7 protein-coding genes are annotated in these 13,304 nt (G+C 43.5%); all 7 read left to right on the forward strand.

From position 1 onward, the window contains the following. The first annotated feature begins 121 nt into the window (after positions 1-121). Entirely contained in the window at positions 122-2,887 is a 2,766-nt protein-coding gene (locus F1E73_RS15080; RefSeq protein WP_150452396.1) for a helix-turn-helix and ligand-binding sensor domain-containing protein, read from the forward strand. Positions 2,888-3,126: 239 nt separating this feature from the next. Further along, positions 3,127-6,141: a SusC/RagA family TonB-linked outer membrane protein gene (locus F1E73_RS15085; RefSeq protein WP_150452397.1), complete on the forward strand. Its 3,015-nt coding sequence runs from the start codon at positions 3,127-3,129 to the stop codon at positions 6,139-6,141. An 88-nt stretch (positions 6,142-6,229) separates the two neighbouring features. Beyond that, entirely contained in the window at positions 6,230-7,777 is a 1,548-nt protein-coding gene (locus tag F1E73_RS15090; protein WP_150452398.1) for a RagB/SusD family nutrient uptake outer membrane protein, read from the forward strand. A 17-nt stretch (positions 7,778-7,794) separates the two neighbouring features. Further along, positions 7,795-9,552, forward strand: a complete 1,758-nt coding sequence (locus F1E73_RS15095) for a LamG-like jellyroll fold domain-containing protein (RefSeq protein WP_223883460.1) — start codon at positions 7,795-7,797, stop codon at positions 9,550-9,552. A 10-nt stretch (positions 9,553-9,562) separates the two neighbouring features. Then, positions 9,563-10,927 carry a glucoamylase family protein gene (locus F1E73_RS15100; protein ID WP_150452400.1) on the forward strand — a complete coding sequence of 455 codons (1,365 nt, stop codon included), beginning with the start codon at positions 9,563-9,565 and terminating at the stop codon, positions 10,925-10,927. A 59-nt stretch (positions 10,928-10,986) separates the two neighbouring features. After that, positions 10,987-12,366, forward strand: coding sequence for a glucoamylase family protein (locus F1E73_RS15105; RefSeq protein ID WP_394349929.1), 1,380 nt, complete (start codon positions 10,987-10,989; stop codon positions 12,364-12,366). Continuing rightward, positions 12,356-13,144, forward strand: a complete 789-nt coding sequence (locus F1E73_RS15110) for a carboxylesterase family protein (protein ID WP_150452402.1) — start codon at positions 12,356-12,358, stop codon at positions 13,142-13,144. The genes F1E73_RS15105 and F1E73_RS15110 overlap by 11 nt, the downstream gene beginning before the upstream one ends. The last annotated feature ends 160 nt before the right edge of the window (positions 13,145-13,304 follow it).

The raw sequence follows: 13,304 nt of genomic DNA on the forward strand, positions 1-13,304 counted from the left end.
GGTTGTATCTAGCAGTGCTCATCCAAGGTTTTATTGCTGGTAGGTAGTCTAGAATAAGACAGATTGCCTCAATTTTCGTACCTTCCTCACCTATTGGCAAAATCAATGTGTTGCACTATCTATGGGAAATATTAGTTCTTGTATAATCACTGTTCTTTTCTTTTTAACGATGCTGTTTAAGGTGGAAGCACAGCTACTACTGCCCCCCATTCAGAACTATCCAATTTTTGAGTATCAGGCTGCCAGTAATAACTGGGACCTTGCCGTAGATCCGGAGGGAGAACTCTATGTGGCCAATGGGAAGGGATTACTGCATTATAACGGGGAGCAATGGTCCTTGTACCCACTACCCAATAAGACCATCATCCGTTCTGTAGCCTGGATTGAGGAAAGGATTTATACCGGCTCCTATGAAGAATTTGGATATTGGGAAAAAAATGATTTTGGCGGATTGGACTATACTTCCTTAACCCATCTAATTGGGGATCACGAGTTTACTAGTGAAGAGTTTTGGCAAATTCTACCATTTGGAGAGGGTATTGTCTTCCGGTCCTTCACCGGAATCTATGTTTATAAGGATAACGGGATTACCATGTTAGAACCCCGGTTTGTGATGAACCATATGGTAGTTTGGAAGGATAGGATTTTTGTGGCTGGCGGACAAAATGGTCTGAGCTATATTCAAAACCGAGAGTTGTTTCCCGTTGAGGGGACCACTTCTTTATCCGATAAAATCGTGGTAGAACTAAAAGCCACTTCCAATGGCTTAATCATTGGGACCAAGCTGCACGGGGCATACTTACTGACCGACGATGGGTTGGAGCCCTTCCCTGATGAGATCAATAAAGAGTTAAAACAACACCAACTAAATCAGGTGCTGCCCTTGGCTAATGGCAAATTGGCCTTGGGAACGATTAAGAATGGAATATACTTTTATGACTGGGAAAAAAACACCTATCAATGCCTAAACAGGGAAGTGGGCTTGCAAAATAACACCGTTTTGGCAATGGAGAATTTCGGCAACCAACTTTGGGTGGGTTTGGATAATGGGATTGATAGATTGCAAATAGACAATCCGCTCACCTATTATACCGATTATTCGGGTGCCGTAGGAACGGTATACGACCTGGCCCAGCACAACAATACCTTTTACCTGGGAAGCAATACAGGTATTCATTACTTTGAAAGGGACAGCCTTAAATTTGTTCCTGGTTCCCAAGGACATATTTGGAATCTGGAGGTGATGGAGGGAGATTTACTCTGTGGTCATAATACGGGGACTTTTAAACTGGAAAATGGGACCCTTACTAAAATATCCGATATTTCCGGAGGGTACCAATTGGTGAAGGTACCCACTTCAAAATCGCTCTACCTACAGGGTACCTATACCGGTCTTGCAAGGTTTCATAAGGATGTGGAAGGGAATTGGAAAGTGGCGCCCATCCAAGGGATCTCCTTCCCGGTAAAGTACTTAACCTTTGAGAATTCCAGCACGCTCTGGGTTGCCCATCCTTACAAGGGATTATATCGGATCATACTAAATAGGGAGTATAACAAAGTAGTCCATAAGCAAGAATTTGGGTTGGAAAGCATCCCAAATAATTACAACATAAAACTCTTTAATATTAAAAATCAAATAGTCTTTTATATAGAGGGTATTTGGTATAAATATGATCCCATTGTGGAGAAGATAATCCTGTTTGAAGAGTTTCAGGACTATAATCACAAGGATTTAGTGCATTTTGATGAGAACAACTATTGGTTTATAGATAATGAAGGGGATAAGGAGCTGTTGGTAACCAACCTTAGGGATGATCAAATTATACTCCAAGATGCGCAGTTGGGAAAACGTCTAATTCCAGCGGCTGAAAGGATGGAACAGCTAAACGATAGCATCTATTTTTTCACCCTTAGTGATGGTTTTAGCAAATTAAACCTCGCCAAACTTCGTAGACATCTTCAGGATTTTTCATTAACGACCCCTAAATTGGTGTGGTTTAAAGATGAGGAAACGATTCATGCCTTACAGAATTTTCCTTTGGATATCCCCTATAAGGCTTCCCAACATATTACCATGGAGGTGTCAGCGCCTAGTATGTTGCAACCCAGATATTTCTATGAGCTAAAAGGGCCTTTAGAGCAGACTGGCGTACATGAAACGGGTAGCATTTCCTTTCACAATCTGCTCTATGGAAACTACATCTTAAACGTCTATACCATTGGCATAGATGGGAATAGGTCCCACCCCAAACAAGTGGCTTTTAGCATACGCCCGCCTTGGTATCTTTCTGCTATGAGTTTGGTGTTCTATGGATTTATGGGGGTTATGGTCATTTTTATTGTAAGATGGGTGAACAAACGAAAACTGGATCGTAAACATAGGGTGTTAAAAGAAAATTTAGAGCGGCAGAAAGAAGAGGAGTTGGCGCAGTTAGAAAAAGATAAACTGGCCAGAGAGGTGCGTATGAAACAAAAGGAGTTGGCGAGTACCACCATGAGTATGGCAAGAAAGAACGAACTAATTCTGGAGCTTAAAAATCTGTTGGTGATGAATAAATCTAAATTTGACAATCAGCAACGGTATCGCTCCTTCATGAAAAAACTGAATAGTGCCATTAGTGATGATGAAGAATGGAGGCATTTTGAAGTCAATTTTAAAGAATTGCACAACGACTTTTTTGAGACGCTGTTGCAGCGTTATCCAAAACTTACGCCTAAGGATCTTAAACTATGCGCCTACCTGAAAATGAATCTTTCTTCCAAGGAAATTGCGCCTCTAATGGGGATCAGTACAAGGGGTGTAGAAATACATCGTTACCGTCTTCGGAAAAAACTGGAATTGAACAGTGAACAGAATATCTCCAATTTCCTAATTACCATGAAGTAAGAAAAACAGGGGGATTTGGCATGTAAACCGTTGTTTTTCTTACAAAAACGGAATACATCATTAGTACATCATTTTGTTAGTTTATCTTAATAAAGCCTTGTCATTATTACTGCAAAGGCTTATACACTGGGGCTTGTAGGCCTATTTTTTTATGATGTAGTTATTATGTATCATTCCAAGCCCTTGTCAGTAGTTGGTTTTAGTAATTTAGTGAATATCTAACTCAATTTTTATGGATTATGAAAATAAAAGACAGCTTATTGTTAATTTCGTTTTTATTGTTCGTGGGCTTTACCAACGCCCAGGATAATATTACTGTTCGTGGGGAGGTGACGGACACTGACAATCAGCCCTTACCAGGGGCTTCTGTTATTGTTAAAGGAACCACTACAGGAACACAGACAGATTTTGATGGAAATTTTGTACTAGGGAATGTTCCAGGCAATGGGACGTTGGTCTTTAGTTACCTAGGCTTCACCACTGTCGAAATTCCAGTTAATAACCAATCTTCCTTTAATATTCAACTAGAGGAAGATGCCCAAGCACTAGATGAGGTAGTGGTTGTAGGGTATGGAGAGATGAGGGTGAAAGACCTTACCTCTGCAATAACAACTGTAAAATCCGAGGAGCTTGCGGCTACCCCCACAGGGCAGGCTATGCAAGCCTTGCAAGGAAAAGTTGCAGGATTACAGATTGTCGGTAATGGTAGCCCCGGGCAATCCCCAACGGTGAGAGTGCGGGGAATTGGATCGTACGATCAGGGCGCTTCGGGTCCTTTATATGTTGTAGACGGTATGTTCTTTAACAATATCGACTTTCTTAATACTTCCGATATTACTTCCATATCTATATTGAAAGATGCTTCTGCAGCCGCTATTTATGGGGTGCGCGCTGCTAATGGGGTGGTGCTTATAGAAACTAAATCTGGCTCCCCTAATCAACGTCCAGAAATTACCTATGACGGGTATTCCGGATTTCAAGTGGCACAAAACATTTTAAAATTGGCTAACGCAGAGCAGTTTACTACCATCGCTATGGAGTCTGGATCTGCTCCGGATGCCCAATTCATTCTAAATGCAATGCAGCGTTATGGTAGAAGTAGGGTGAACCCAAATGTACCAAACGTAAATACCGATTGGTACGATGAAATTACCCGTCAGGCCCTTATCACCAGTCATAGCATTGGTATCACTGGTGGGAGTGAGGATGCTACTTATTCTATAGGAGCCAATTACTTTGGTCAACAGGGAATCCTTAAAATGAAGAACCAGTACGACCGATTTAACTTAAGGAGTAAGATAGATTTTAAAGTTTCGGATTGGTTAAGAGTGGGTGGGAATACCATCATAAGTAATGCCACCAGATACGATGCGGAGAACTCAGCATGGAGAAGTGCCTACTTTGCAGTGCCTATTTTACCCGTTCTAGATCCACAGAATACCAATGCATTCCCGAAAAACTATGCCAATGCGCAGGATTTGGGATATCGTGGTGGACAAAATCCATTCCCGTTAATGGACCTCAATGAGAACAGGTTGAAAATTAGAAATGTGTTGGCTAATTTTTATGCCCAGGTGAATATTGTACCGGAACGGTTGACCTTTAAAACCGCTTACAATCACAATTTTGAAACTATGGAGGGCAGACAAGTGAGGCTACCCTATTTTATAGGTAACAATTTTCAACGAGAAAATTCTCAATTGATCAAAAGGAATGCTACTATTTCCAATCAAATTTGGGACAATACCCTAACCTATACCAATTCTTTCGGGAAACACGATTTAACGGTACTCTTAGGATCTTCCTTTAGGGACGAATCCTTTGATCTACTTAGGGCAGAAGGCCTAAACTTTCCGCAATCTGGGGAAGAAGCCTATTTCCTAGATCAGGCTCAGTCGATAGTTACCGCTGGGGTAGGAGATGATGGGAAAAGGGAATATGGTTTCTCCTATTTCACCAGGGTTTCCTATAACTATGATAATCGCTACCTGCTGTACGGTACCTTCCGTGCCGATGGTACCAATAAGTATCAGGAAAAATGGGGGTATTTCCCCACCGTGGGTGCCGGTTGGGTAGTTACCGAGGAGAATTTTATGGACAACAATGGAATTTTCGACTACCTGAAATTACGCGGAAGCTGGGGAGAGTTGGGGAACGATAAAATTGCTTCCAGTGACGGTTCTATAACCTCATCCGTGGTACTTACCGCTCTTGGGGATACTCAATTCAGTGGGTTGAAAACGAACAGTGATTTTACCGCCCTAAAATGGGAGGTAACCGAAGAAATAAACGCTGGTATCTCTGCAAGGTTCCTGGACAATAACCTAAGCCTTGAGGCCGATTATTATATTAGGGATACAAAGGATGCAGTTATTCCTGTGGCGCGTCCATTAATACCAGGCAGTACCAGGCAAAACGTGGGGGAGATTAGAAACTCTGGTTTTGAACTGGCGCTCAACTGGGACAAGCAGGTTGCGGATGATTTTAGCTATTCTATTGGTGCCAATATAGCCACACTAAAGAACGAAGTATTGGATATTAATGGGGCAGTTGCCCTAGATGCCGGAACGGCAGAGTTTAGACAACGATCTATGGTAGGCCAACCCATTTTTGCGTTTTTCGGTAGGGAAGTGGCTGGCGTATATCAAAATGCGGCCGAAATACAGGCAGATCCAGTGGCCGTCGCCAATAACTTGGTACCCGGAGATTTTAAATACAAGGATCAGAATGGAGATGGGGAAATTAATGATGATGATAGGGTGGTCCTTGGGTCCTTCTTGCCATCCTATTCCTTTGGGTTTAATATTGGTGTTAACTACAAAGGCTTTGACCTATCTGCATCTGCATTGGGGCAAGGGGGGAATAAGATCTTGAACCGAAAAAGGGGTGAGGTAATCTTTACCAACGACACCAATGTAGATCGCGATTTTGCCATGAATCGTTGGCATGGGGAGGGAACCTCCAATAGCTACCCCTCTGCTGCAGGAATCAGAAAAGGATGGAACCAACGACTTAGCGATTACTTTATTGAGGATGGTGATTTCTTTAGGATTCAGAACATAACCTTAGGGTATACCTTAAATAGGAAAGGATCCAATTCTGGAATACCAGAAACCAGGATTTATTTAACCGCCGAAAAACCATTGACCCTTTTTAACTACAACGGATTTAATCCTGAGGTGGCTAATGGGGTAGATAACGAAACCTATCCAATTCCTTCGGTTTACACTATTGGAGTGAATATAAAAATTTAAAGAATTGGAGGTAATCCCCTTTAACAAAGAACGAAAAAGGGGTTGGCTTAAATAGATTAAATCGAAAAAAATAATAAAACATAAACTGATGAAAAAATCATATAAAATAGCAACGCTAGTTCTATTGGCCATCGCATCCTTGGGGTATATGGGATGTACGGACAAATTAGATGAGCCCGAGCTGAATAATAATTTTGCCGGGGGAACGGATTTTACCAAAACGGAAGATATGCAACTATCCATGGTAGGGGTCTATGAGGCCTTTCAGGCAAGGGGCTGGGAACAACCGCTGTTAATTGCGGTCAGAGGCGATGATGTGAATGCGGGTGGACTTGGAGATCAGCAAGATTTTGCCGAGACGGATAAATTTAATTACAACAAGGATTATTGGATGTATAATTCGTTATGGGAGAATATATATGTAGATGTGATATCGGCCCATACGGCCATGGAGCAAATTGCAAGGTACCAAGAGTTTGCCGATGAAAGAGGGGTGGCTTTGGGCAACCAATACATTGCCGAAGCAAAAGTGCTTAGAGGAATGATGTTGTTCCATATATCGCAGGTATGGGGAGATGTTTTTATCCCAGAATCGTCCAATACGGATGTTCTTTTGGATGTGGAAACAGTACCCACTAAGGAGGAAGTAATGCAGCATATCTCGGACCAGATGGATGAAGCCATTCCCTTTTTGCCTAGCCTAAGGCCCAATGAGCGTACCGATCTTCCTGGTGGGGTTACCAAGTATACCGCTTTGGCGATTAAAGCCTTGGCAAATCAGGAATTGAAGAATTATCAGGTGGTGGCAGATGCGGCCGGCCAAATTATAAACTCAGGGAAGTTTTCCCTTTATCCGGACTATTACGAGCAGTTTAAAATTCCGGGAAAATTAAGCAATGAAACCATTTTAGATCTTCAATACTCAGACTATAACCAGGGAGAAGGCGATAGATCTGGACATCTTTATGCACCCTATGGTCCACAAAACTGGACCCCTGCAGTGGAAGGCGCAAGTAGTGGTTGGGGATTTTTTGAGCCCAGTATGAAATTTATAAAGTTTATGCTAGATCGCGGGGAAACCGTGCGGTTGGAAACCAGCGTATTGTTTACGGATAGAGGGATTGCAGAGATCCAATCCGATCCCAATTACACCAACCTGCCTAGTTTTGTTTCTAACACTACTAGGGATGGCGATGTTATCAACGATTACCCTAGGGCGCTGTTCGCAAGTGGGAAGCACTATTTGCCTTCCAATCAGCTAATTCCGGGGAGAACGGCTTATGGTAGTAATAAAAACTTCAACGTAATACGTTATGCCGAGATTTTATTGGTATATGCAGAAGCCTTAACGCAAGGGGCTTCCAGTACTGGAATGAGTGCAGACCAAGCAGTTAACCAAGTAAGGGCAAGGGCCAATATGGCTCCATTGTCTGGCGTGACCCTAGATCAGGTTTTGGAGGAGAAATTCGCCGAACTGAGCATGGAATGGGGGAAACGATATTACGATATGGTGCGCTTAGGCCGTTTTAATGAACTGAGCTACGACGGGCGGACCTTTACCGAGAATAAGATTTATCTGCCTTATCCACAGAGTCAAGTAGACCAGTTTCCAATTTTAAATGGGAACAATAACTAAGAAATACCATGGGAAAAATGAAAAATATACTAAGAGTTTGTGTCAGTTTGGTCGCCGTGTTTTTGTTCTACGGTTGTGACCAAGGAATAGATCCTATAACCCAAGTAGCTCCAGGAGCCGATGAGACCGCTCCACAGGTAAAAATCAATTACCCTACGGATGGTGTGAAAATAAAAGTATTGGATGTGGTGACCTCCATTACGATCGATTTTGAAGTAACCGATGATATCGAAATCGCGACGGTAGCGGTGATGCTCAATGGCGCCCAAATTGGTAGCTATAGCAGTTTTAAGGACTATCGCCGTCTATTGGTCAATGACCTAGTGTACGATAAGTTGGCAGATGGTTCCCATGAACTAACTGTTACCGCAACGGATCTAGAAGGGAAAACCACCGTAGCAACGGTGAATTTTGAAAAGGAACCCGCCTATACTCCTATGTTCGCCGGAGAAACGCTTTATATGCCGTTCGACGGGGATTATTTTGACCTTATAGGATTAAAACAGGCCGATAAGGTGGGGAATCCTGGATTTGCAGGAGAGGGATTAATTGGAACCAATGCGTATAAAGGGGCTACAGATGCGTACCTAACCTATCCTACGGATGGATTGTTGGGAACCGAGTTTACCGCTGCATTTTGGTATAAAGTGGACGCCAGTCCGGATAGGGCAGGTATTCTAGTCATTGGGGACGATGCCGATGATCGCTTTCAAGGTTTCCGATTGTTCCGAGAAGGCAGTGTTACTAATCAGACCATTAAGGCAAATGTAGGTACCGGAAACGGTGAAAGTTGGAACGATGGTGGGGTGCTGGATGCAACCACTGGAGAGTGGGTACATATTGCCCTCGCTATTTCTGCCACAGAAAGTACCCTCTTTTTTAATGGGGTGGCTGTAAGAACCGCCGCTTTGAGCGCCCCGGTAGATTGGACCGGGTGTGAGGTGTTAACCATAGGTTCTGGAGGGGATACTTTTAGCTATTGGAATCATAAATCCGATAACAGTCCTATGGATGAACTGCGATTGTTCAATGTTGCATTGACCGAGGCAGATATCCAAGACATGATAAATGTTACCAATCCCTATACCGGGGAGTTTGAGGGGGAAATGTTCTACCTTCCTTTCGATGGGGATACCAAGAATAAATTCACCAATGCAGAAGCAACGGTAATTGGAAGTCCCGGTTTTGCTGGGGAAAGTGTTCGAGGGGCCGACGCCTACGCAGGTGCTGCAGATTCTTACCTAACCTTCCCTACAACGGGATTAACCACCTCAGAATTTAGTGCTACTTTTTGGTATAAGGTAAACGCCACACCAGATAGGGCAGGTATTTTGGTCATGGGCCCTGAGGATACCGAGAATGCCGACTATCCTGCAACCCAAAATAATCGGAAAAATGGTTTCCGATTCTTCCGAGAGGGAAGCCCGGATAGCCAGATCTTTAAACTGAACGTAGGAAATGGGACTGCAGATACTTGGATAGATGGGGGCGACGCAGCCCGTATTGATACCGCTGTTGGAGAATGGGTGCATATGGCCTTTACCATTTCGGAAAGCAAGGCGACTGTTTATATAGATGGGGAATTGGTTGCGCAGAGCGACTTAGCCGGAGGCGTAGACTGGACAGGATGCGACCTGCTTTCCATAGGATCTGGAGAACCTAGATTTACCGAGTGGGGACATTTGTACGACGCCAGCTTTATGGATGAGTTGAGACTCTACAGCAAAGCCCTTACCCAGGAAGAAGTACAAAACATAAGAAATACCGATTTATAGTTTATTATACATGAGATTATCTTTTGTTATACTAACAATGGCCGTTGCACTACTATTTACAGCCTGCAACGGCCAAAAAAAAACCAATACCAAGAATAAAGAAGCTATTGCCCAGGTGATTGGCGATGCGGAATTGTTGGATAAAATTCAACGGCAGACATTCGATTATTTTTGGGAAGGGGCAGAACCTGTTTCAGGCTTAGCAAGGGAGCGTATCCATATGGATGAGGTATACCCGGTGCACCACAAAGATATTATTACCACTGGTGGGTCCGGATTTGGACTGATGGCTATCCTAGTAGGTGTAGAACGCGGGTTCATATCCCAAGAGCAAGCGGTGGAGCGCTACTTGAAAATCTTGGATTTTTTGGAGAAAGCAGATCGCTTTCACGGGGTATGGCCGCACTGGTTAAAACCCGATGGAACTACCGCCCCCTTTAGTGAAAAAGATGATGGAGGAGACCTTGTGGAGAGTGCTTTTTTAGTGCAAGGACTACTAACGGTAAAGGAGTTTTTTGATAGACGCGGTACTACCGAGGAAGAAAAATCCATTAGCCGTAGAATCCAAAAATTATGGGAAGAAGTAGAATGGGACTGGTATACCAAAGGCGGGGAAAAGGTGCTGTATTGGCATTGGTCCCCCAACTATGGATGGGATATGAACTTTCCCGTGGGAGGTTATAATGAAGCTTTGGTGATGTACGTATTGGCAGCAGCTTCCCCTACACATCCAATTGATGCTGAGGTGTATCATCAGGGATGGGCCCGTAACGGTGAAATTGCAAAGGACACGGTCTATTATGGCCTAGAAACCGAATTAAGGCATTATGAGCACGGAGGATCTCCTGTGGGTCCCCTGTTTTGGGCTCACTACTCTTATCTGGGACTAAATCCCAAAGGGTTATCGGATCAATATGGGGATTATTGGAAATTGAACCAGAACCATGCCTTGATTCATTACAAACATGCGGTGGAAAACCCCAATAATTACAAAGGATATGGAGAGAATCTTTGGGGGCATACCTCTAGCTACTCCATAAAAGGGTATTCCGTGCATAAGCCCGATCAAGACTTAGGGGTGATTTCACCAACCGCTGCGCTGTCTTCCATGCCGTATACGCCTGAGGAAAGTATGCGATTTTTGCGAACCTTGTATCAGGAACAAGATTCCTTAATAGGGAAATACGGTCCCTATGATGCCTTTAGTTTTGAGCATAATTGGAGTGTTCCCCGATACCTGGCCATAGATCAAGGGCCTATTCCGGTAATGATAGAAAATTATAGATCCGGTATGTTGTGGGAGCTGTTTATGGGCAATAAGGAGGTGCAGAAAGGATTGAAAAAATTAGGGTTTTCAATAAACGACGCCAACTAAAGACTGCTGCTTTGTGAAGATTTAGAATTCCAACCCTTAGTATTGAAGTTAATATGAATATGAGAACTGTTTGGGTATCCCTTATCCTTGTCCTATTTTTTTCCTGTACTGCCGATGGGCCTCTAGGACCCACCGGGGAATCGCAATTACCAGATACCCCCAAGGAGGAGCCTCAAGTGGAAGCAATTTCGGATGAGGAGTTGATGGAGCTTACCCAAAGGGAGACCTTTAAATATTTCTGGGATTATGCGGAGACCAATTCTGGTTGCGCCCGGGAACGCTTTCATCCGGCCAATCCGGCCCATGATGCCCATACCGTGGCCGTAGGGGGAACCGGTTTTGGCCTCATGGCCATATTGGTGGGAATAGAACGCGCTTATATTCCTAGGGAAGAAGCGGTTGCAAGGTTGCAGAAAATGCTAAATTTCCTAGAAAAGGCAGACCGATTTCACGGGGCTTGGCCGCATTGGCTAGATGGGAATACCGGAATGGTAAAACCCTTTAGCGATAAGGATAACGGAGGTGACTTGGTAGAAACTGCCTTGCTGGTTCAAGGACTGATTACGGTTAAGGAATATTTTAAGGATGGTTCCGATACGGAAATAAAACTGGCAGAACAGGCGGAAAGGTTGTGGAAAGGGGTAGAGTGGAATTGGTATACCCAAAACCAAAATGAACTGTACTGGCATTGGAGCCCTAATTACAACTTTGCCATAAACCTGCAGTTAAAAGGCTATAATGAAACCTTAATAGCATTTGTCTTGGCGGCAGCCTCCCCGGAGTTTGCCATTTCCAAGGAGGTATATACACAGGGATGGGCGTCCAATGGAGGGATTAAATCGGGCCAAATCACCTATAGTCACCCTTTGTTAGTGAAGCATCCAAGCTCGGAGATCTATGGCGGACCTCTGTTTTTTTCCCATTATCCCTTCCTTGGATTGAATCCAATGGGGCTAAAGGACCAATTTGTAGATTATGGGGAGGTGAGTAAAAATCATGCCCTCATCAACTATCGGTATGCCGTAGAGAACCCAAAGCAATATTTAGGTTATGGCCCAGAATGTTGGGGCTTATCCGCAAGTTATTCTAGAAATTCAGATGGTAGCCTGGGGTATAGCGCTCATTCCCCCGCTAACGATGTGGGCGTTATTTCCCCTACGGCAGCCATTAGCAGTATTCCTTATACCCCTACAGAATCGCTAAAGGCCATGCACTATTTTTATAGGCATAAAGATAAATTACTAGGTCCTGCCGGATTTTATGACGCCTTTAGTCCGCAGTATAATTTTTGGGTGGCAGAGGCGTATCTGGCAATAGACCAAGGACCCCAGATCATTATGATCGAAAATTATAGAACCGGCTTGTTGTGGAAGCTGTTTATGCAAAACGAGGATGTGAAAAAAGGATTAACCAAATTAGGATTTACCTATGGAAGCTAAAAAGAAGCTAGTGCTGTTATTATGTTGTTTGACCTTTACAGCCAACTACGCCCAAAGTGATTTATACCAGGCCGAGGTTTTTAAAATGGGGACAGACTCCCTGCAATACCGAATTCTATATCCTAAAAATTTTTCCAGTGAGGAAGAGTATCCCGTGGTGCTGTTCTTGCACGGGGCAGGTGAAAGAGGGAGTGATAACGAAAAGCAATTGGTCCATGGCAGCAATTTGTTTCTAGAGGAAGAAAATAGGGAGAATTTCCCTGCAATAATCCTATTTCCACAATGTCCCCAAGATGATTATTGGTCCAGGGTGGCGGTAGATCGCACCAAAGAACCCTTGGAAATCTCCTTTGAATACGGTGAAGGTCCCACCAAAGCTATGGAGCTTACCATGGTTTTGATGGATACGCTGGTAAACGAAGCCTATGTAAAGAAAGACCAGGTATATATTATGGGGCTCTCTATGGGAGGAATGGGCACTTTTGAAATGCTCTATAGAAAACCAGACATGTTTGCAGCGGCGATTCCTATTTGTGGCGGGGGAGATTTAGAAGCGTCGGAAATCTATGCCAACAAGGTGCCGTTATGGATTTTTCATGGGGCAAAAGACAATGTGGTGCATCCGCAATTGTCCTTGGATATAACAGCAAAAATTATGGCGTTTGGAGGAGCGCCCAACCTTACCCTGTTTGGGGATGCCAATCACAACAGTTGGGACCCTGCTTTTGCTGAGCCTAAGTTATTGCCATGGTTGTTTTCAATAAAACGATCTGAATAAAAATCGAGCAAAGAATTTTGCAATCATAAACTTTTGTAAAACTGAAATAGATGAAATTTTTTAAAAAGATAGTTATAACAGCGGTTTTCCTATTTAGTGTACTAAACTATTCACAAGAAGTACTGCCGGAAACGTACATCAATCCTCTGGATATTGACTA

It is taken from the genome of Arenibacter lacus, assembly GCF_008711145.1.
Classification (GTDB): Bacteria; Bacteroidota; Bacteroidia; order Flavobacteriales; family Flavobacteriaceae; genus Arenibacter; species Arenibacter amylolyticus.